This window comes from Citrobacter sp. GW821-FHT07H02 (assembly GCF_059418505.1).
Map to the genome: position 1 here is coordinate 447,000 of NZ_JBWKPZ010000001.1, position 22,192 is coordinate 469,191.

18 protein-coding genes are annotated in these 22,192 nt (G+C 52.7%); 5 read left to right on the plus strand and 13 right to left on the minus strand.

The window, feature by feature from the left end; genetic code table 11:
• Positions 1-16 precede the first annotated feature (16 nt).
• Positions 17-2,302 (minus strand): catecholate siderophore receptor Fiu, encoded by a 2,286-nt coding sequence (locus AC07NP_RS02105; RefSeq protein ID WP_494659421.1) that lies wholly within the window; start codon positions 2,300-2,302, stop codon positions 17-19.
• A 303-nt stretch (positions 2,303-2,605) separates the two neighbouring features.
• A complete protein-coding gene (mcbA, locus tag AC07NP_RS02110) occupies positions 2,606-2,866 on the minus strand; it encodes a DUF1471 family periplasmic protein McbA (protein ID WP_203358393.1) in 261 nt (86 codons plus the stop codon).
• A 287-nt stretch (positions 2,867-3,153) separates the two neighbouring features.
• On the opposite strand from mcbA, the gene rlmF reads away from it, so the two are divergent.
• Positions 3,154-4,080 (plus strand): 23S rRNA (adenine(1618)-N(6))-methyltransferase RlmF, encoded by a 927-nt coding sequence (gene rlmF, locus AC07NP_RS02115; protein ID WP_494659422.1) that lies wholly within the window; start codon positions 3,154-3,156, stop codon positions 4,078-4,080.
• Between the two features lie 5 nt (positions 4,081-4,085).
• On the opposite strand, the gene ybiO is transcribed toward rlmF, so the two are convergent.
• The 6 genes from ybiO to rhtA form a co-directional block, all read right to left on the minus strand.
• Entirely contained in the window at positions 4,086-6,317 is a 2,232-nt protein-coding gene (ybiO, locus tag AC07NP_RS02120; protein ID WP_494659423.1) for a mechanosensitive channel protein, read from the minus strand.
• A 120-nt stretch (positions 6,318-6,437) separates the two neighbouring features.
• Positions 6,438-7,160, minus strand: a complete 723-nt coding sequence (gene glnQ / locus AC07NP_RS02125; RefSeq protein ID WP_192611668.1) for a glutamine ABC transporter ATP-binding protein GlnQ — start codon at positions 7,158-7,160, stop codon at positions 6,438-6,440.
• Complete coding sequence (glnP, locus tag AC07NP_RS02130) at positions 7,157-7,816, minus strand: glutamine ABC transporter permease GlnP (protein WP_276292317.1); 660 nt, start codon at positions 7,814-7,816, stop codon at positions 7,157-7,159. The genes glnQ and glnP overlap by 4 nt, the downstream gene beginning before the upstream one ends.
• Before the next feature lie 126 nt (positions 7,817-7,942).
• Positions 7,943-8,689 carry a glutamine ABC transporter substrate-binding protein GlnH gene (glnH, locus tag AC07NP_RS02135; RefSeq protein WP_192611669.1) on the minus strand — a complete coding sequence of 249 codons (747 nt, stop codon included), beginning with the start codon at positions 8,687-8,689 and terminating at the stop codon, positions 7,943-7,945.
• Between the two features lie 365 nt (positions 8,690-9,054).
• The gene (gene dps / locus AC07NP_RS02140; protein ID WP_162383360.1) at positions 9,055-9,558 is read right to left on the minus strand and encodes a DNA starvation/stationary phase protection protein Dps; all 504 of its coding nucleotides are present in this window, start codon (positions 9,556-9,558) and stop codon (positions 9,055-9,057) included.
• Between the two features lie 301 nt (positions 9,559-9,859).
• Positions 9,860-10,747, minus strand: coding sequence for a threonine/homoserine exporter RhtA (gene rhtA, locus AC07NP_RS02145; protein WP_494659424.1), 888 nt, complete (start codon positions 10,745-10,747; stop codon positions 9,860-9,862).
• Positions 10,748-11,101: 354 nt separating this feature from the next.
• Between rhtA and ompX the strand changes: the two genes are divergently transcribed.
• Positions 11,102-11,617, plus strand: a complete 516-nt coding sequence (gene ompX, locus AC07NP_RS02150) for an outer membrane protein OmpX (RefSeq protein ID WP_192611671.1) — start codon at positions 11,102-11,104, stop codon at positions 11,615-11,617.
• Positions 11,618-11,715: 98 nt separating this feature from the next.
• Here ompX and AC07NP_RS02155 read toward each other — a convergent pair whose 3' ends face one another.
• Positions 11,716-13,299: a phosphoethanolamine transferase gene (locus AC07NP_RS02155; protein WP_494659425.1), complete on the minus strand. Its 1,584-nt coding sequence runs from the start codon at positions 13,297-13,299 to the stop codon at positions 11,716-11,718.
• Positions 13,300-13,566: 267 nt separating this feature from the next.
• Positions 13,567-13,695: a manganase accumulation protein MntS gene (gene mntS, locus AC07NP_RS02160; protein ID WP_494659426.1), complete on the minus strand. Its 129-nt coding sequence runs from the start codon at positions 13,693-13,695 to the stop codon at positions 13,567-13,569.
• Positions 13,696-13,881: 186 nt separating this feature from the next.
• Between mntS and mntR the strand changes: the two genes are divergently transcribed.
• Positions 13,882-14,355 (plus strand): manganese-binding transcriptional regulator MntR, encoded by a 474-nt coding sequence (gene mntR / locus AC07NP_RS02165; protein WP_203358383.1) that lies wholly within the window; start codon positions 13,882-13,884, stop codon positions 14,353-14,355.
• Positions 14,352-15,464 carry an anion transporter gene (locus tag AC07NP_RS02170; protein ID WP_494659427.1) on the plus strand — a complete coding sequence of 371 codons (1,113 nt, stop codon included), beginning with the start codon at positions 14,352-14,354 and terminating at the stop codon, positions 15,462-15,464. Before mntR ends, AC07NP_RS02170 begins: the two co-directional genes overlap by 4 nt.
• A gap of 72 nt (positions 15,465-15,536) precedes the next feature.
• On the opposite strand, the gene ldtB is transcribed toward AC07NP_RS02170, so the two are convergent.
• The gene (ldtB, locus tag AC07NP_RS02175) at positions 15,537-16,457 is read right to left on the minus strand and encodes a L,D-transpeptidase (RefSeq protein WP_276292309.1); all 921 of its coding nucleotides are present in this window, start codon (positions 16,455-16,457) and stop codon (positions 15,537-15,539) included.
• A 233-nt stretch (positions 16,458-16,690) separates the two neighbouring features.
• On the opposite strand from ldtB, the gene AC07NP_RS02180 reads away from it, so the two are divergent.
• Positions 16,691-18,283 carry an ABC-F family ATPase gene (locus AC07NP_RS02180; protein ID WP_203358380.1) on the plus strand — a complete coding sequence of 531 codons (1,593 nt, stop codon included), beginning with the start codon at positions 16,691-16,693 and terminating at the stop codon, positions 18,281-18,283.
• 102 nt (positions 18,284-18,385) lie between these two features.
• Here the strand turns inward: AC07NP_RS02180 and AC07NP_RS02185 are convergent, their stop codons facing one another.
• On the minus strand, positions 18,386-19,678 hold the full coding sequence (locus AC07NP_RS02185; protein WP_494659428.1) for a glucuronyl esterase domain-containing protein: 1,293 nt from the start codon (positions 19,676-19,678) through the stop codon (positions 18,386-18,388).
• A gap of 108 nt (positions 19,679-19,786) precedes the next feature.
• The gene (locus AC07NP_RS02190; RefSeq protein ID WP_494659429.1) at positions 19,787-22,180 is read right to left on the minus strand and encodes a glycoside hydrolase family 31 protein; all 2,394 of its coding nucleotides are present in this window, start codon (positions 22,178-22,180) and stop codon (positions 19,787-19,789) included.
• Between the last annotated feature and the right edge of the window lie 12 nt (positions 22,181-22,192).

Below are 22,192 nucleotides of genomic sequence, written 5' to 3' on the forward strand. Positions count from 1 at the left end.
CCCCACGCGATGCAAATCAGAAATGCATATTGGCCGTGAACAGGAAGGTTCTGGGTTCACCCGGATGATAACGGTATCCGCTCTTGTTAATTGAGGAGACGTAGTCAGTGTCAAACAGGTTGTAAACATTCAACTGGAAATCGAGAGTGCGGTTCACGCGGTATCCCAGTTTTGCATCCGCGACCCAATAACCTTCGGTATAAGACGGCGTGCCTACCGCACCGTCGGAACCCCGGTGCATGCTGCCGATATAGCGCGCGCCAGCCCCGACGGAGAGATCGCTGGTGGCCTGATACTGGCTCCACAGCGTAAAGGCGTGTTCCGGCGTATACGGCAGGGAAGAGGAACCATCCTGCGCCACATCTTTACCGTCGCGAATGGTAGCGTGCTGTTGGGTGTAGCCGCCGATAACCTGCCACTCCGGCGTGATGTTCCCGGCAACGGAAAGTTCATACCCTTCTACGCGTTTCTTCCCGTACTGGGAGTACGTCCCGTCGTCGTTCTGTTCAACTTCATTTTCGATATCGGTGCGGAATATTGCGGCGGTTAACAGCAGACGTTTATCCAGCACTTCCCACTTGGTGCCAATTTCGCTGGTTTTCGCTTTCTGCGGTTTGAAGTCAGTACGGTTAGCGCTGTTGCCGCTGCCGCTCTGGGCGAGGGCAAAGTTATTTCCGCCTGGCGGTTGCTGAGAAATGGCGTAGTTAACATAAATATTGCCGTTGTCCGTCAGATGGTACAACGCGCCTGCTTTCCAGTTCACCAGGTTACCCGATTTCGCGGTGTCCACTGTCGTGACCGGGGAACCTTTCGCTGCGCCCGCCGGGCACGCCACCGCGCCGCGACCAGTGCCGCCACAGGCGGTGGCGCTATCGTACTCGGTACGGTAATTATCGAGTCGAATACCGCCGTTGAGTTCAATGTCGCGGGTGATTTGCAGGGTATCAAACGCGTAGATGCCGAAGGTGTCGGTCTGGCCATTGGCGTTTGCGCCATTACGGGTCAGCCCGCCAATGTGGACGTTGCTATTGGGGTTGTAAATATTGACCGGAGGCGGCGTCAGAGGATTTACACCGTAGTTGGTCTGGGTTTCACGGGTAAATTCAACACCCGTGCTGATGTCATGCCCGATGGAGCCGGTATAAAACGTCGACGTCAGGTTGGTCTGGTTGGTCAGGATCTTGTTGCTGACATCTTTGGTATTCGCCAGACGGGACCAGGTCCAGGAGTCAACGTTGCTGTCAGGCTGTGTGATGTTCGATGCGCCGCCCATCACGGCGGTCATCAGATAATCCTGTTTGACGCGCGACCAGCGTGTGGTGTTACGCAGGGTGGTGCTGTCGGTCAGATCATGTTCGAAACGCATGGTGGCGGTGTCGGTCGTGGAATCGTCGTAGTCAGAATCCGTGCCGTAAAAATTGTGCGTATCCACTTTGCCAGAACTGTTGAGCGCGGATGTGCCAGCAGAAGGCGCAGAATAGCCAGGTAAACCAATGGTCGGGATACCCCCGTCTGGCGTGTTGTGCTGGGTCACGTGCAGATAGTTCAGATACAGACGAGTCGGCGTACTCAAACCGAAAGCGACGGAATGGGCGACGCCGTAACGTTCATTTTTAACGTTATCACGGCCCGCATCGTGCGTTTTTTCGCCCATCAGGTTCAGGCGCGCGGCGGTGGTTTCGCCTATCACCTGGTTAATATCCAGCGTACCACGGCGAAACCATGCGCTCCCCACGCTGGCAGAAGCATCAATACCCGAGTCGGTACGTGGCTGTTTGCTGATCATATTGATTGAGCCCGTCGGCGCGCTGCGGCCGTAGTCGGTCCCGGACGGGCCTTTTATCACTTCAACCTGTTCGGTATTGAAGGTATCGCGCGTGACGCTGCCAATGTCACGCACGCCGTCAATATAGATGCTGTTTGAGGTATCGGCGCCACGCATATAAACCGCATCGCCGGTGGTGGAGTTACCGTTCTCGCCTGCAAAGAAAGCGCCAACGCCGGGCACGTTTTTCAGAGCATCGGTCAAATTGGTGGCGCCCTGATCTTTGATCACCTGTTCTGAAATCACCGTCATTGTGCGTGTGGTGTCCGCCACCGGGCGTGAGAATTTCGGATCGGCGGATTGCGTCGGGGCGTAAAGCGACGGGGTGGAGGCCTCCACGACTAACGTATCATCCTGTTTCTTTGTCTGTTCATCTGCGGCGACAGCGTGTGCAACGGGTGAAAGTCCGATGCACAGACCGGCAAAAAACGTGAGCGAATGGAAGCTACTGGAAGGCAGGTTGCGATTTTTATCCATGTTAATAAGCGACTTTTTATTATTTGATTGATATTTCCACGCCGCGAAGGGGACATCTCTGCGGATGTCATGCCACTGCAGGTCTCGTCGGTGTGGAATCGTAAGTGATAATGATTTTGATAAGGATTATCACTTGGCGCGACTTTCTATCATTCATTCGTAAAAAAATAAATACATTTATTTACATGGCTCTCAAATTTCACACATAGTGTTTACAAATTAAGCGGATATTGAAGAAGCGAAAGAGCGACAGGAGAGGAGGAAACTGCATCCAGGATGAATGCAGTTGAGCAGGTAACAGCGTTATTTGTAGATGGTTGCAGTGCCGTGCATCTGATTATTACCGCCAGCGGAGTTAACCACAAAACCTTTAGCGCCTTGCTCACGCGCTTTTTCAGCCAGTTTATCTTCCAGATCGCTCAGGTTAGTCGCCCCTGAAGCGGAAACGGTACCAGACGCTCTTAGCTGTCCGGTTTCTGGACTGGTGATTGGCGGTGCGGCAAATGAGGCAAACGTCAGGCCGGTAAGTACGGTGGCTGCAAGTAAAGTGAGGCATTTTTTCATGATGACTTCCTCTGAGAAACAACAGGTAGTGCCTGATAAGTTTAGGACGTCAGAGGACGACAATTAACGCAAAAAATCGATGAAGATCTGCTCATTTTTTGAACAATATATATTGACGAATATTGACAAATCAAGGACATAAATATTGCTTATTTGGGGAGCTCTGGCAGTAAAATTTATGTGCTTTGTTGATAACCTTCTGGCGTCATAAAGGTTTTCGCCGCTTAAGCATGTTTACCGCGTTGCGTTATACGGGTATCTTACGCCGCTGTTAAAAGGAGAATGCCATGTCCCCCCAGAAACCGGGATTACACCCCCGTAACCGTCACCACAGTCGTTACGATCTCGCGACATTATGCCAGGTCACGCCAGAGCTGACGCAATTCCTCGTTCGCACGCTAGGCGGCGAACAAAGCGTTGATTTTGCCAACCCGCTGGCAGTAAAGGCGTTGAACAAAGCGCTGTTAGCGCATTTCTACGCCGTGACGAGCTGGGATATTCCGGACGGTTTTTTGTGTCCACCGGTACCGGGGCGTGCGGATTATATTCACCATCTTGCCGATCTGCTCGGTGAGACGACGGGAACCATTCCAACCACGGCGAGCATCCTGGACGTGGGCGTGGGGGCGAACTGTATTTACCCGCTGATTGGGGCGCATGAATATGGCTGGCGCTTTACCGGAAGCGAAACCAGTGATGAGGCGCTCGCCAGCGCTCAGGCGATTATTAAGGGTAATCCGGGGTTAACCCGGTTAGTCCGTTTGCGTCGACAAAAAGATCCTACGGCGATTTTCAACGGCATTATTCATAAAAATGAACAGTTTGAAGCCACCCTGTGTAACCCGCCGTTCCATGACTCGGCCGCTTCTGCGCGTGCCGGCAGCGAGCGTAAACGCCGTAACCTCGGGCAGGATAAAGACGATGCGCTGAATTTTGGCGGGCAGCAGCAGGAGTTATGGTGTGAAGGCGGCGAAGTGGCGTTCATCAAAAAAATGATCGCGGAGAGCCAGGCGTTTGGCCATCAGGTGATGTGGTTTACCACGCTGGTCTCGCGCGGTGAGAATTTACCCCCGCTGTATCGTGCCCTAACGGATGTTGGCGCGGTCAAAGTCGTTAAAAAAGAGATGGCCCAGGGGCAAAAGCAGAGTCGCTTTATCGCCTGGACCTTTATGGATAACGATCAGCGTCGCCGCTTTATGACGCAGAAACGCTGACCGGCCTAGAGCGTCGGTTCGTCTGGCGGCAGAGGTTGCGCCGCCGCAGTCCCTCCGGTCGGTGCCGGTAGAACCTGATACGTTTGCACCGGGGTACGGATATTGGCGAGGTCAAAGTGTTTTTTGACCTGAGCGTCGAGCGCGAAGCGGACAGTCCACTGCTTCAGCGGCAATGTGGTAAACGATACGCGCAGCGTAAATGACGTATTGGTTAGGCCCACAATGCCGGAGAATGACGGCTCGCCAATAATCAGGCCGCGCACTTCGTCTATTTCCATCACCGCCGCAACGGCATCTTTCAGCGCCTGGTTAGCTTTGTCGGCATCTTCATGACGATCCACATCATAATTCGCCACGACCGAACCAATACCGCGTACAAAGTTGGCGAAGGTGGTAATCGATGACCACGGAACAATATGGTAAGCCCCGGTATCCTGACGTACGCCCACTGAGCGAATAGACATCCGTTCCACCGTCCCGGTTAACGGGCCGATCGTCACCAGATCGCCGGTGTTCATGCCGTTTTCAAACTGAATAAAGATCCCGGTAATAATATCTTTCACCAGCGTTTGCGAGCCAAATGAAACCGCCAGCCCCAACGCCCCGGCGCCTGCCAGTAACGGCGCGATATTGACCCCGATTTCCGAGAGCACAATCATGATGGTGATGGTACTGATGATCACCGCCAGCGCATTACGAAACAGCGTGAGTAACGTGCGCGTGCGGGCGCTGGGCAGCGGACGCCCGTGGACATCGGAGGCCAGACGGTTTTCTATCAGGCTGGCCAGTACAGTCCAGCCAATGGCAGAGAAAAACAGAATCAGCGCGATGCGGATCAGGATATCAACCGTTTTTTCGCCTGCCCCGTAATGCAGCCAGTTCCAGAAGTCGAATAATCCCCAGGCATTCAGCAGTAGCATCGCGGCGATACAGACCGTCAGGAATCGCGCCACTTTCAGCGCCATAGAAATCCAGTTATTGAGCCGCTTTTGCAGCTCAGGGTAGTTTCGCTGCGTTTCAGGAGACAGGGTGATGGTTTTGGCTATCCAGCGAGAGAAGACCCCGGAGATAAACGCGGCGGCACCAACAATGATCAGACTGCGTACCGTGGCACCCATCATAAATTTCAGGCTATTGCCGGGATCAAACAGAGAAAAGAAAAACAGCACGATGAAATAGGCGCTGGCCAGCCAGTGCCACACCAGGGCAAAGGCGCGGATAAACAGACTAAAAAACGCCAGCGAACGTTCCGCCAGATCCAGCAGATGCTCAGTGATCTCCTGCTTGTTTTTGAAGATCAGATACAGTGCCCATAAGGTGATGCACAACATGATGATGACGTTGGCCATCGCCCCAACCTGGACATTCACCTGGTTGGAGATAATGGGGACGGCGACAATCAATCCATAGCCAATCAGGCTGCTGAGCGAACTTAAACGGCGGTTCCAGTAGCGTGCTCCGGCATTCTGAAGATTAAACGGGCGTAGCTCTGGCACGCCAGGGCAAAATATCAGGCGCAGGATAGCCTTGAAAAATTCAATCAGCGCAAACGCATTGAGGAACAGACTCTGCTGAAATGCGATGGTGCGGCTACCGGCGTTCATTTTGTCGCTCAGGATCTGCCCGACAAATAATGTCAGCGCCAGCAGCAGCAGGTCGATAATAAACGCGCCGACAATCATTGCGGGTAGCTGTAGCCAGTTACTGCGATCGCGATTTTTGTTACGCGCCCACTGACCCATTTTGCGATACAGCGGCAGCGTACACAGACGGATGACCCAGTAAAAGGTGAAGACGGAGGCCGCCAGCATTAAAAAATGGGTCAGAGCATTTGTAAACGATTGTGAATTGAAGGGTTTGTGCGGGGCGTCGGTAATATTGCGATAGAGTTGGGCAAACTTCCCGGAGAGCGCATCGCCGTAGTGGCGACTGATGTCAGTGACATTCTCCAGCACGGTTTTTTCTTCAGCAAGCGTAGGGGGCGTGATTTTAGGCACCGGCTCTGCGGGAGGCGTCTTCGCGACTGACCGTAACTGCGTAATCAATTCTTTGCGCGACGTCTCGTTTTCCAGCACGTCCGCGAGCGCTGCATAGGCCGCTTTCTTTTGTTCGACATCAGGTTCCGTTGTGGGTGCCGCGCCCGCTTGAGACGGTGTGCCCGTCGTTACGCCGGGTATCGCGACTGCATGGGCGGGAGCGCCCAGTAGAATGAAGAGGATGAACAGAATCCACCGCATGACTCCTCCAGTGAGAAAGTAAAACAAAAGGATAAGTATAGAGGATGGGGGAGGAGGGATTTGAAATGGGACAATTCGCAGGGAACCTCCCTTCCGAAAGAAGGGAGGTAAGAGCGGGGATCAGGAGACGTGCTGTAAAAATTCCTGTAAACGCTGACTGGGTGGATTTTCAATCAGGGTTTGCGGGTTACCGTCTTCCGCAATGCGGCCTTTGTCGATAAAGATCAGACGTGAGGCCACTTTCTCGGCGAAGCCGATCTCGTGCGTCACGATCACCATCGTCATGCCTTCTTCCGCCAGATCCTGCATCACTTTCAATACTTCGTGGCGCAGTTCCGGATCGAGCGCGGAGGTCGGCTCATCAAACAGCATCATTTTGGGCTTCACCGCCAGCGCACGGGCGATCGCCACGCGCTGTTGCTGGCCGCCGGAAAGCTCAGACGGGTAGTGATGAGCGCGTTCCGCCAGCCCGACTTTCGCCAGCAGCTCTTTGGCCAGTTTCTCCGCGTCCTCTTTTTTCGCGCCGCGTACGCGCTGTGGACCGAACATGACGTTTTCCAGCGCCGTCAGATGTGGGAAGAGGTAGAACTGCTGAAACACCATCCCGGCTTCCTGGCGGATTAAGCGCTCGTCCACTTTCGGATCGTTCACTTTCAGGCCATCGACGATCAGATCGCCAGAGGTGATCTCTTCCAGCTTGTTGATGCAGCGCAGCAGGGTGGATTTACCGGAGCCGGAAGGCCCGATAATGACGACCACTTCGCCCTGACGGATGTTCAGATCGATGTTATGCAGCACCTGGGTTGGACCAAAATGCTTAGAGACGTTTTTAAATTCAATCACAGGATTTTCATCCTTCTTTCCAGACGACGCAGAATAAAGCTCAATACCAGCGTAATGATCAGGTAGAACACCGCAACGGCGCTCCAGATTTCCAGTGCGCGGAAGTTACCGGCAATGATCTCCTGGCCCTGACGGGTGAGTTCAGCCACGCCGATGACAATGAACAGTGAGGTATCTTTAATGCTGATGATCCACTGGTTACCCAGCGGCGGCAGCATGCGGCGCAGCGCAAGTGGTAAAATAACATGACGAATGGTCTCTGTGCGAGAGAGCCCAAGCGCCAGTCCGGCTTCGCTGAAACCTTTATGTATTGAGAGCACGGCCCCACGCGTAATCTCGGCGATGTAGGCGCCAGAGTTGATCATGATGGTGACGACGGCGGCGCTGAACGGGTCAATCCGCAGATCGTTAAACGCCATTGGCAATGCGAAGTAGATAAACATTACCTGTACGACGATAGGCGTACCGCGGATAACTTCAATAAAGACCAGCGCAACGTGGTTGGCAATCCAACCGCCATAGGTGCGCGCAAACCCTGCTGCCAACCCGATAACCAAACCGCCGGCCAGACCAAGGATCGAGATCCACAAGGTCATTTTGGCACCTTCAATAAGAAGCGGAATGGCGGGCCAGATGGCACTCCAGTCAAACTGCATATGTCGTTCCTGTTACCGTGGTGAAATTATTCAAATGCCCATGTTGCCGGATGTGGACAGGGGCTAAAACGTAGGCCCGGTAAGCGTGAGCGCCACCGGGCACGACGAGCCGATATTCAGGCTGTTTTATTTAGGTTCAGTACCGAACCATTTTTTGTAGATTTCGTTATAGGTGCCGTTATCACGCAGCGTCTTCAGCGCGCCGTTCACTTTCTCGCGCAGTTCATCGCTGCCTTTCGGGAAAGCAATACCGTACTGCTGCGCTTCCAGAGACTCACCAACCGCTTTAAACTGGCCGTTGCCCGCAGTTTTGATGAAGTACAGGATGTTCGGCGTATCATGCAGAACAGCGTCTGCGCGGTTGGTGCCCAACTCCATATACGCGTTATCGATGTTCGGGAACTGACGCAGATCTTTGGTTTTGATGTTGGCTTTCGCGTAATCAACAGAACCGGTTCCGCTCTTCACGGCAACGACTTTACCATCCAGGTCTTTTACGCTTTTGACGTCGTTGTTGTTCGCTTTCACCATCACTAACAGACCACTTTTGTAGTAGCCATCAGAGAAGTCGATCGCTTTTTTACGTTCTTCTGTAATGGTGATGCCTGCCAGCGCCAGATCGATGTTTTTGGTTTGCAGCGCAGGGATGATGCCGCTGAAATCCATCGGTTTCAGTTCATAATCCAGCTTCAGTTCTTTTGCTACGGCAGCCCACAGGTCCACATCAAAGCCAACGTATTTGTCGCCCTGTTTGAATTCAAACGGAACGAAGGCCGTGTCGGTCGCGACAACCAGTTTCTTATCCGCGGCGTGAGAGGACACCGCAAAAGCCAGGGTAAGTGCAGCCAGTGAAACTTTTAATACAGACTTCATAGCATTTCCTTTTATATCCACGGGGCGATCCCCTGCGAGAACAGATAATGTAATGAAAAAAACATGCCAACTTTGCAACTCATTGTTTTAACAGGCATGTGTTTTATGTCGTTGCACAATAAGCAGGGCAAAGTCGACGCTTCGCACCGTTTTGGGGCACTGAATTAGTGCAGAATTGTCCTGGTGCAAACGGTACGACTATTTAGCGTAAAAATTGTTGCTAAAACAATCTCTCGTTAACGATTGTGTGAAGTGATTATTACAATTTATTCACTTTGGTAGGACGGGAGGATCCTTTGGTGCACCATAAAAGTGCAAAACCCCCGCCAGAGCGAGGGTTATTAGAGGGATTACTTATGACGTGCTTATTCGATGTTGGATTCAATGAACCACAGGAATTTGTCGAGATCGCGAGAGGCGGCGGTGAAGATATCTGCGGTGTCTTCATCTTTCGCTTCGCTGATGGCTTTACGCACATCGTTAGCGACTATTGCATAGCGATCGGCCAGCTCTTTCAGGTGATCCTGTACGGTATGGATATCCAGGGGGTAGCTTTTCAGCGGCGTCTTGCTGTTAATGACTTGCGTTGTGCCTAATGCCACGCCACCCAGCTGTACTGCGCGTTCAGCCATCGTATCAAGGTGATCGGTCAATGCGGTACGGAAGCCATCCAGCATTTCATGTACGGCAATGAAATTGGCGCCGCGCATGTTCCAGTGGGCCTGCTTGGTTATCAGTGACAGGTCAATAAACTGGATCACCTGACGATTCAACAGCTCGATTGTCGCTTTCTTATCGCTGTCAGAGACATCGTTACGGGTATAAAGCAGATTAGACGCTTTCGTTTTTACCAATTTAGCGGTACTCATAATCTCATATCCTCTTGATGTTTTGTGTCCCAGGTAATTAACGAAACTAAGTATAGCAGCAGATTTAACCCCTGCTTTTTTGGTTGTGCCTATTGCATTAATAGTGTCGATGATGGGAAATATAAAAACAGATAAAAATCAATCATATAGTTGTTTTGTTGCGTATTTGTTACTTATTTTAAACAGGGATTGAAAATGAGAATAAATATGCCAACGAGAACGCCAAAAATAAAAGGATATCAGACGGTTCAGCAGGGGAGAATATTCTGCATGATGATGCACATCATGCAGAACGGCGACGTTAATTAATATCGACTTGCTCTATTTTGGTTTCACGACGCAGGGTGAGCGTTGAACCCATGGATGCCGCAATGATGGCGCATAAGGCCAGCGTCTGTACCCACGTCAGCGTCTCTCCCAGGAAGATCATCCCGGACACGGCGGCCAGGGCAGGCTCCATACTCATCAGCGTGCCAAAGGTGCGCGTGGGCAGGCGTGTCAGCGCAATCATCTCCAGCGAGTAGGGCAGTGCTGTGGAAAGGACAGCGATAGCCAGGCCTATTGGGATAATCGACCAGTGCCACAGGGCATCACCCGCCTGGAGGACGCCAAGCGGGACAAAAACCATTGCGGCAATGAGTGAGCCGACTGCGACGGTGGCGGGACCGTGCTCCTCTCCCGCGCGGTGTCCGGTGAGAATATAAACCGCCCAGCAGGTGCCTGCTCCAAGCGCCAGTAACGCGCCGGTGAGATCAACATGAGAGACATCCTGTCCCAGCGGTAACAGAAACCAGAGCCCGAGGACGGCCAGCGCCACCCAAATAAAATCAACGGGACGTCGTGAAGAAAACAGGGCCACCGCAAGGGGACCGGTGAATTCCAACGCAACGGCGATACCCAATGGCACCGTCTGGATCGACAGATAAAAGAGGTAGTTCATTCCCCCCAGCGACAGTCCATAAAGCACCAGAGGAAGACGTTGTTCTTTTGCAAAACGCAAACGCCAGGGTTTAAAGAACGCGATAAGGATTAACGTACCCAACGCAAGGCGCAGCGCAGTAACGCCCGGCGCACCAACGAGAGGGAAGAGCGTTTTCGCCAGTGAAGCCCCGCTTTGAATAGAGGACATGGCAATAAGTAAAACCAAGATGGGTAACCAGACTGGCGTTTTTCGTGACGACCCCGGCATCCTTTCTCCTGTCAATAAGTGTGTAGAAAAGTAAAAGGGGGAGTGTAAAGGAAATAACCCTCTGGCGGTTGAGTATTCGTTGAAAAAAAAATCCAGAAAATCCGTAAAATGGGTGTTTGTTGATGGATTAATAATCTGCGTGATTAGGATTAATCTGGATGAACGTGCCATATTTTGCGCGTAATAATGGTGCAATCATGCGGAAAAGTGATGTTATTTGAAAGAGATAGCGAGCTTTGGAAACGTTCTGTTACATGAAAGGCTTCGTTAGACATCGCGAATCACAAAGAGTTTCTCATCAATATTTGATATATTTAAAGCTTAGGATTTACTTGAAGCACATTTGAGGTGGTTATGAAAAAAATTGCATGTCTTTCAGCACTGGCCGCTGTACTGGCTATCTCCGCAGGTACTGCTGTAGCTGCTACTTCTACCGTTACTGGTGGTTACGCTCAGAGCGATGCTCAGGGCCAGGCCAACAAAATGGGCGGTTTTAACCTGAAGTATCGTTACGAGCAGGACAACAACCCGCTGGGCGTAATTGGTTCCTTCACCTACACCGAAAAAAGTCGTACCAACAGTGCAGGCGATTACAACAAAACCCAGTATTACGGCCTCACCGCTGGTCCGGCTTACCGTCTGAACGACTGGGCAAGCATCTACGGTGTAGTGGGTGTTGGCTACGGTAAATTCCAGGAAACGAATTTACCGACTGACAAACACGACACCAGTGACTACGGTTTCTCCTACGGTGCCGGTGTTCAGTTCAACCCGATCGAAAACGTTGCTCTGGACTTCTCCTACGAGCAGAGCCGTATTCGTAGCGTTGATGTTGGTACCTGGATCGCGGGTGTTGGTTACCGCTTCTAATCACTACGGTGATATGAAAAATCCGCCTCTTGGGGCGGATTTTTTTTGTCTGAAAATGGCGAAAGCGACGGGGGATATCTCATCCCCCCGTTCGGTTATCACGATTTGGTGTCGAAGATGTCAGTGCCAAGGTGGTTGTAATCCACCTTCTGTAATTTGAAGTTGGTAATGAAGGTAGGCCCGGCTTTCTGCTCAGAGATGAAACGGTATTTGGTAGTGATCTCTTTTGTGCTGATCCCGGTCCATTGTGCGAAAAAGCCCAGGAAGTCATTAGCGGAACGGCGCGCTTTGATTTTGCGGTGGGTTTTATCATCGCTGGAGATCACCATAAACGGCACCTGGAAGTTCTGCTGGAACTGATCATCATGCGCCAGATATTGCACCTCTTTTCCACGCTCTTTAAACGCCAGACCGTGATCGGAGAAATAGACCATCGAGAAACTGCTGCCGCTATTGCGCAGCTGGTCGTACAGCTGGCGTAGCAGGTCGTCAGTTTGCGTCATGGTGTAGAGATAGCAGGATGTCTCTTTTGACTGCACGAATTCCGCGTATTTACCTTGCGTACGATCGCAGGCCTGCGGATGAGATCCCATTAAATGCAGGACAATAAGCTGCGGCTGCGTATGCTCGGTTTCGAGTACCTGGGCGGTCATTTTTAACAGCGCTTCGTCACGCGCATTTTTGTTCGCTTCAAAGTTACCGTCTTTCAGGAAATGCACTTCGTCAGCACGTTTCGCAATACTGGCGATAGCGGTGTCGTACTCGCCAATTTGCCCCTGATTAGAGAACCACCACGTCTGGAAACCGGCGCGGTTGGCCAGCGTCACAAAGTTATCCTGATACTGCGGTTGATTGTCCACCACACGGTTAAGCGTCAGGCCAAGCGATTTTTGTGTGGATCCGCTCGCAGCAACGTAATCCATAAAAATATTGCCGTTGACCGTGCTGGCGAAGGGGGTGTTATCCCAGTGACCGCCAAACGCCCCCAGCGCGTCCCGGCGTGCACTTTCGCCAATCACCACCACATAGGTATGGTATTTGGGTTTGACCGCCGTCACAGTCCAGGTGTCTTTCATACCGGCCAGTTTCGCCATCCGCGCCTTTTCATCAATCACTTCATTGTTATTGACGATAACGTCTTTGACGAAGCGGAACACCGGATAACCCGTATCTTTCAGTTTAAAGACGCCGCCCCATGCCAGGTTTTGTACGGGGGTAACAAAGAACACGATGATGCTAAACAGCAGGCACAGGCTGTTGAGCGTATTCCAGGGCTTCTTTTCGGTCTCTTTTTTGCGGCGGATAGCAATCACGCCCAGCGCAAAAATGAAGACGCCCACCAGGTAGTTGTACCACGGGAAGATCGTCAGGATCTCGGCCGACTCTTCCACGTTGGTCGAATGCATCGCCAGCAGGGTATTAAAGTTGGGCGAACCGTATGCCTGGCCGAACGGGAAATACATTGCGGCGATCAATGAACATACGCCGACCAATACCTTTTGCGTACGCGGCGCGCTGCGCCATAGCAGCAGCAATATGCAGGTAAAGGCTGCACTATAAAGCAGGCTAAAGGGGTAACCCAGTGCGAGGTTAATCAGCAAAGATTGTAAAAAGTAAAAGGCCGTCCACGGGGTAATGACCCGGCTGCGGGCAATAAGCGAGTCTTTGAGGGTTAAATTCATATGCCACTATTACAAAAACGCCATGTGCTTACCCTGGCGCAAAGGGTTAATGCCTGCCTGAGAGTGCGTGAAGAGGGTATCTGCGTGCCGCAATATATGCAGGGCTGCAAGAAGATAGAACTTGCTCATGTTTAGGTCAACTACTACAGCGAAAATGTTTTGCGAAGGGGATAACAAATCAGACAAAAAGAAGGGGTATTTGCGCTGAAACGATAAAATGATCTGTAGTGGAGATAAGAAAATGATGCGGCGTACCGCGACGCCGCGTTAGCGTGAGGAGGGTTTATCCTGCTCTGGTTTGCCGTTGATCATTTCGCACAGCATTGAGATCAGCATTAACCGTACCTTAAAGGGGGAGTGACTAAACACGCGCATGCACCTCTTGAATTCGTTCATATAAACCTCCTGACTTCTCGATCCCATCAATCCGTGAGGGATGACTGTATTACATACAGATATAGCACAGGCTATATTATATAGCTATTGCTAAAACGTTAATTTTTTGTGCCAGGACAACTCTGGTTTACAATGACTTCTCTTACATCAGATACAGTCAACACGTCACAGTCATGGGGAAGCAGAATGAGTCGTCGCGCAGGTACGCCAACAACAAAAAAAGTGACGCAATTAGTGAATGTCGAGGAACATGTCGAGGGGTTTCGTCAGGTCAGGGAAGCGCACCGTCGTGAACTGATTGATGACTATATCGAGCTGATTTCCGACTTAATCATCGAGGTCGGGGAGGCGCGTCAGGTCGATATGGCGGCCCGACTCGGTGTTTCGCAACCCACCGTCGCCAAAATGCTTAAACGGCTGGCCTCGGTCGGGCTGATTGAAATGATCCCCTGGCGAGGGGTGTTCCTGACCCCGGAAGGGGAGAAACTGGCGCAAGAGACCCGTGAGCGGCATCAGATCGTTGAAAATTTTCTGCTGGTGCTGGGTGTGAGTGCGGATATCGCGCGCCGTGATGCAGAGGGAATGGAGCATCACGTGAGTCAGGAAACGCTGGAGGCTTTTCGACTGTTTACACAAAAGAACGGAACCGCATCTGAATGAGTCTTCCCTTTTTTTTGCGCGCGCTCAGGCGCGATCGCTTTTTTCAGTTGTTGATGATTATTGGGATTGGCTTAAGTTTTTGTGTACCGTTTGCGCCTCGTCGTTGGCTCGCTGCCATTGACTGGCATACCATTATTACCCTCAGCGGTTTAATGCTGCTGACAAAAGGGGTTGAACTGAGCGGCTACTTCGATGTGCTGGGGCGCAGAATGACCCGCAGGTTTGCCACCGAGCGTCGTCTGGCGATGTTCATGGTGCTGGCGGCCGCAGGGTTGTCGACATTTCTGACCAACGATGTGGCGTTGTTTATCGTGGTCCCTCTCACCATTACCCTCAAAAAACTGTGCGCGATTCCGGTTAATCGGCTGATCATTTTTGAAGCGCTGGCGGTGAATGCCGGTTCACTGCTCACCCCCATTGGCAACCCGCAAAATATTCTGTTGTGGGGACGTTCTGGCCTGTCATTTACCGCCTTTACCTGGCAGATGCTGCCGCTCGCTGTCGCAATGATGCTGACCTTACTGGTGCTGTGCTGGTTCTGTTTTCCGGCGAAAGCGCTGCAATACCATACCGGGACGCGCTCGCCAGACTGGCAGCCGCGGTTGGTGTGGTGCTGTCTCGGGCTGTACATCGTCTTTCTGAGTTCGCTGGAGCTGAAGCAGGAACTGTGGGGACTGGCGATTGTGGCGGCAGGATTTCTGGTACTGGCGCGCCGGGTAGTGCTCAGCGTTGACTGGACGTTGCTGCTGGTGTTTATGGCGATGTTTATCGACGTGCATTTATTAACGCAGCTTCCCGCGTTGCAGGCAATTTCAGGCCATATCGGCACGCTTTCCGGGCCGGGACTTTGGTTGACGGCTATCGGACTGTCGCAATTTATCAGCAACGTGCCCACGACGATTTTACTGTTGAACTATGTACCGCCTACGCTGTTGCTGGCATGGGCTGTTAATGTCGGCGGTTTCGGTCTGTTACCGGGCTCGTTGGCAAATCTGATTGCATTACGCATGGCAAACGACCGACGCATCTGGTGGCGTTTCCATCTGTATTCGTTACCGATGTTGGTATGGGCGGCGTTGGTAGGGTATGGATTGTTGCTGTTGAGATAGCGCTTAGGCAGGATGTTGGCTGGCGTGTTAAAGGCCCGATAAGCATAGTGCTATCGGGCCTTTTTCATGGAATTAGTTCAGACGAACCGGCATACCAGAACGGTTCTGTACTGCCTGTTCAACGACGGACTGATCGACGTCAGGCTGACCGGTGATGCTTGTAATGCTCTTGTTCAGCGTAATCGGCACGATCTCACCGCCTTCAAACTGAGCTTCAGTGGTCGACAGCGGGTTATGCACCTCAATGTAGCGGCTGCCGTCTGGCTCGGTGGTGGCTTTCACAGGCTCATCAATGAACTGAACGCGCGTACCGACCGGCACATTCTGAAACAGGAATTTGATGTCTTCGTTACGCAGACGCACACAACCGTGGCTCACGCGCAAACCAACACCAAAGTTGGCGTTAGTCCCGTGGATAGCATACAGACGGCCAATATACAGTGCGTACAGACCCATCGGGTTATCCGGGCCGGCAGGCACGACCGCAGGCAGCGGTTCACCCGCAGCACGGTATTCGGCGTGCATTTTTGCCGTCGGCGTCCAGGTCGGGCCTGCTTTTTTACGTTCCACTTTGGTGGTCCAGTTGATCGGCGTATCTTTACCTAACTGGCCAATACCAATCGGCAGCACGATAACGGTGTTGGTGCCTTTCGGGTAGTAGTACAGACGCATTTCAGCACTGTTGATGACAATACCTTCATGCACGGTATCCGGCAGGATCAACTGCTGCGGAATGTTCAGCACCGTACCGCCTTTCGGCAGGAAGGTATCCACGCCAGGGTTCGCTTCCAGCATGTTGGAAAGACCCATCTGGTATTGGGCTGCAAAATATTCCAGCGGCTGGGTGTTGCCTTCCGGGACAGTGATGACCTGGTTTTGACCAATCACCCGGCTACCGTCTGTCGGAAGTGGATACGTAACGGCTGAAGCAGTGCTGCAAAAGCCAACAACTGCGAGTGCCGCCGCGAAAAACGTTGTCAATTTCATATTCATATTCATTTATGCGAGATTCAGTGCCAGGCAGGCTATTGGGTTGAGAATTCTGTAGTGTTGGGAGCGCATTATATGTGCATTCGGGTTCACAGGGAAATCAGATGTGTACGAAATCACATTTTTCCCTTGATCTGACCTTTTGTTCTGCATTCCTGCTCCTGACAATACGCGATCTTATTTAAGACTTGTGGCATAATATGCGGTTTGTCACATATTTTTCTCAGGATACGCCAGTGTTAGTTTCCAGCAACGTCACCATGCAGTTCGGCAGTAAGCCGCTGTTTGAAAATATTTCCGTCAAATTTGGCGGCGGCAACCGTTACGGCCTGATTGGCGCGAACGGTAGCGGTAAATCCACCTTTATGAAAATCCTCGGCGGCGACCTTGAGCCGACGCTGGGTAACGTCTCCCTCGATCCCAATGAGCGTATTGGTAAGCTGCGTCAGGATCAGTTTGCGTTCGAAGAGTTCACTGTACTGGATACGGTGATCATGGGCCACGCTGAACTGTGGGAAGTGAAACAAGAACGCGATCGCATTTACGCGCTGCCGGAAATGAGCGAAGAAGACGGCTATAAAGTGGCCGATCTGGAAGTGAAATACGGCGAGATGGACGGCTATTCTGCTGAGTCACGTGCTGGTGAACTGCTGCTGGGTGTTGGCATTCCGGTAGAACAGCATTACGGCCCGATGAGCGAAGTCGCTCCCGGCTGGAAGCTGCGTGTGCTGCTGGCGCAGGCACTGTTCTCAAACCCGGACATCCTGCTGCTTGATGAACCGACCAACAACCTGGACATCGACACCATTCGTTGGCTGGAGCAGACGCTGAACGACCGCGACAGCACCATGATCATTATCTCGCACGACCGTCACTTCCTGAACATGGTCTGTACGCACATGGCGGATCTGGACTACGGCGAGCTGCGTGTTTATCCCGGTAACTATGACGAGTACATGACGGCGGCAACCCAGGCGCGTGAACGTCTGCTGGCCGATAACGCCAAGAAGAAAGCGCAGATTGCCGATCTGCAGTCCTTCGTTAGCCGCTTTAGCGCCAACGCCTCGAAATCGCGTCAGGCAACGTCACGTGCGCGTCAGATTGATAAAATCAAGCTCGACGAAGTGAAGGCTTCCAGCCGTCAGAACCCGTTCATCCGTTTCGAACAGGACAAGAAACTGTTCCGTAACGCGCTGGAAGTGGAAGCGCTGGCCAAAGGCTTTGATAACGGTCCGCTGTTTAAAAACTTCAATTTACTGCTGGAAGTGGGCGAGAAGGTTGCCATCCTGGGGGCGAACGGCGTGGGTAAATCGACCATGCTGAAAGCGCTGGTAGGCGACATGGCGCCGGATAATGGCACCGTTAAATGGTCTGAGAATGCGCAAATTGGCTACTACGCGCAGGATCACGAATATGAGTTCGAAAACGATCTGACCGTTTTCGAATGGATGAGTCAGTGGAAACAGGAAGGTGACGACGAGCAAGTTGTTCGTAGCTTCCTTGGTCGTCTGCTGTTCAGCCAGGACGATATCAAAAAGCCCGCTAAGGTGCTGTCCGGTGGTGAAAAAGGGCGCATGCTATTCGGTAAGCTGATGATGCAGAAACCGAATATTCTGGTGATGGATGAACCGACCAACCACCTGGATATGGAATCTATCGAATCGCTGAACATGGCGCTGGAGATGTATCAGGGCACGCTGATCTTCGTTTCTCACGACCGCGAATTCGTTAGCTCGCTGGCAACCCGCGTGATCGAAATTACGCCGGAACGCGTGATCGACTTCACCGGTAACTACGAAGATTACCTGCGTAGCAAAGGCGTCGAATAATCAGGCTCTAATACTGCCTGAGTAATGCCCAATGCAACATTGGGCATTTTTCCTGAGACCTTCCCCCGGCTTGTGGTCTGGGGAAGGTGACAAACCCCATACTTAACGCTTCGACACCGACGTGTCTTCCTGCAAATATTTCTTACCGACGTCCAGATACTGCTGCCAGTCGTAATGAAAGAGATCGTGAACCCCTTCCCGGTAGTGATAGTTCAGACGACTGTGTAACGGCTGTCCTGTTTTTGGCTGTTGGTCGGTTGTGAAAATATCATCGGTATAAAGCTGATAGACGCTTTTGGCGGCCACAACAGATAAAAACTCGCCTTTGGGATCTGACCATTGATCCTCTTTCGCGCTGGCGACATACACCGGACGGGGGGCGATCAGGTCGATCAACATATGCTGGTCTACGGGTAGCGCATCAATGTTATTGGCATAGCTCGCGTATTTGACCGAGAACCAGTGCGGGAAATCGGTGGTGATTGACGCCAGCGTTTCGCCATAGTTACGGCGTGCCAGCGCCGCGCCGCCTTCACCGGCGTTGTTGGCGATGACGTAGCGAAAACGCAAATCATTGGCGCCTGCCCAGAGTGCCGTTTTGCCCAACCGCGAATGACCGATGACCGCCAGACGGTCGCTGTCGACATCCTTACGGGTCTGCAGATAATCCGCGACGGCGCTTAAACCGCCGGCCCAGACGCCAATCGCGGAATAGTCTCCCACCGCTTCACCGGGACGGCTGGTTTGGATAAAGCGTTTAAAATCAGCAGGGTTATCGGCGACGACGTCACCATAATACAGGGTGGCGACACCGAAGCCTTGCGACACGATGTCATCGAATGGCCAGCGATAGGCGCGCACGCCGCGCGAGGCGGGGGTGAAGGTATTGTGCAGCGTCGTGACCTGTGTGGGGTCGACTTTGCTGCCGCAGACCAGCGGATTCGCCCATTGCGTGGAAACAGGCAGTGCAGGATTGAACGTCACCCCGTGGTTGCCGCAGAAGTTATACCCGACGAATACCGGCACCGGTTTGGCGGAATCAGGCATATACATCAGCAATTGCGCAGGCCGACCGTCCAGCGATAAATCCACGGTCTGCCAATAGCCTTTGGAAAGCGTTAAGGGATGCTTTGCCGATGTTTTTATAACTTTCACCTGCTTAAACGTGAAAGTTTTGCCGTACACGTTGTCATGAAACAGATTTAAAATTTCACTACGCCGCGTTGTTTCCCATGTGAGTCTGGCATCCTTTGTGCCCGCCGGAATTGCCTGCGGCAGCGACAGGGTGCCTGTTTTACTTTCATCGTAATTGGGTTTGAAGCCTTCGGCGGCAAAGGTTGAAGGGGCGGTGAAGGCGGCAAGCGAGACAACGACAGCTAAGATAGTCTTGTTCATAAAAACTCCGTGAAGGGGTCCATTCATGTCCGACTCTCCCAAAGACGCCCGTCGTGGGCGTCTCTGTTAACAGGTAAGAACCGTACAAGGTGGAACTCACCGTTGATGTCACTGCAATGTGGAGGTGGAGAGGCAAAAATGCGCATCGTCTCGTGAAACTTCTTTGCCATCGATAAACACGGTGCGTGGGTCATTGCCCACCAGCGTAACGGCCAGTTTGTGCCACGCGGGCTGATAGTGGCCTTTACGGGTGAAGTTCACATGGATCGCGCTGGCGCTGCAACGCATCTCCCACGTAAGCCACAGCGCATTGCCTTGCTGATAATTCCAGCTCTCGCCATCATCTTCAAACAGCATACCGGTCGTCGTACCTGTGCCCTTCACGGGGAAGAGTTTCAGCTCGCGCGTATCATCTTTTTCTGCGCTGACGTGGGTGATGCGTTCGCTCAGCGGTAAACCGGCGCCTGCCCGTACCAGCAGCGGCAGTTTTTCCAGCGGGGCATCGCGGGTAATCCACTGGCCGCCAGAGAACCATTCATGAGTGTAAAAATCGTACCAGCCTGTTTCGTTATCCGGTAACCAGATGCGGCGCTGGCGCTGGCCCTCTTCAACTACGCTTGCGACTAAAATATCGCGGCCAAGCAGGAAATCGTCGCACTCTTCGAAGGTTTGCGTGTCATGCTCATGGTCGAGGAACGTTGGGCGCAGCATCGGCTCATCGTCGGCATGGGCTTGCCAGAGCAGGGTATAAAAATAGGGCAGTAAGCGATAACGCAGCTCAATTGCACCGCGAATGGCGGGCGTCACACCCGGGTACATCCACGGTTCATTGACCGTATGGTCATCATTCCAGGAGTGAATGGTAAAGCGTGGGTGCATCACGCCATTCTGTACCCAGCGTACGAACAGTTCTGCATCCGGTTTGTCGCCAGAAAAACCACCTACGTCGTGCCCCACGTTAAACAGGCCGGAAAGGCTCATCCCCAGCCCCATTCTTGTGTTGTAGCGCAGCGTGTCCCAGTTGGTGCGGTTGTCGCCACTCCAGGTCTGGACGTAGCGCTGCATCCCGGCGCAGCCGGAGCGCGAGATCAGATACGGGCGTTTTTCCGGGGCAAAGCGCTGCTGGGCTTCCATAGAGGCGCGCATCATCAGCAGAGGCATCACCGGGCGAATGTGCTTAATGGCGATTTCCTGGCCAAAACCGTGACAGCGGGCTTCGCCGTCCCACACTTCAAACTCGTTGTTGTCGTTCCAGGTCGAGTCGATGCCCATCTCCAGCAACTGGGTCGTCACGCCATCCTGCCACCATTGAATAGTCTGCGGGTTGGTAAAATCGAGATTAGACCCTTCATCGTCCCAGAAGCTGGAGCGTTCCGGCGCATTCGTTTCTGAATCACGAATGAACAGACCTTTTTCCGCCACTTCGTTATAGCGCGGATGGTCTTGCAGCAAGCACGGCTTGATGTTGGCCGCGAGTTTCAGCCCTGCGTCATGGAATGCGCGGGACATCACTTTCGGCTGCGGCACTTTGTCGTAGTTCCAGTTGAAGACGTAGCGCTTGCCGTTGATCGAGGTATAGCCAGAAGAAAGCTGGAATGAGTCGCACGGAATCGCGTGTTCTTCGCACAGGCGAATAAAGTTCATCAGCTGGTTTTGCGCGTCCGGCGCGTCGGTGTAGTGCATGGTCGAGCCGCTGTAGCCCAGACTCCACTTCGGTCCGAACAGCGTTTTTCCTGTCAGACGCACAAACGCTTTGGTCACGTCCAGCACCCGCTTGCCGGTAAACATGTAGTAATCGATATCACCAGCTTCCGCCTGCCAGCGGCGATACGCGGTGTGATAGTTGTCAATTTCATTACCCAGATCCAGCCAGCAGCTGCTCAGGTTGTCATAAAAAAGACCGTAGCTCACGTCGTCGCGGCGGGTTATGGTGAAGGGAATATGTTTGTACAGCGGGTCGGTGCTGACGGCGTTATAGCCCATCGCATCCAGATTGCGCATCTCATAGCGTTTACCGTTGCGCTGTAAATTACCGGCTTTCTCACCCAGCCCGTAAAAGCGTTCATCTTTTCGGCGACTCAGATAGTGCGCCACGCCGTCGCCGTGGGCATTCAGCAGATAGGCGCTGGTGCTGCGATCGCTCGCCAGCGGCTGCCAGTCGCCCGCCTCATCGCGATAATGCCACTCCAGCCACAGCGGCTGGTGGACGGTGACGCGCAGCTGTTCAGTGCTGATCGTCACGGTTTCGTCCTGCTGCTCCAGGGTCCACGCCGGGCAGCTAAAGCCGCTGAGGTCATCGCGATGGCGCCCCTCCCAGGGCACATCTTGTTTAGGTGCGATGCTCCAGGTTCTGTCCAGCGCCAGCGCGCCTTTACGCTTAATCAGTACGCGGAACAGATTCTCTTCCAGTACATACAGGCATACGCGGTGCTGGTTATCCACCAGCAGCTCCAGATGATGCGCTGATTGCTTATCAACGATCCAGTTCTTCAGGGTTTTCATATGCAATACATC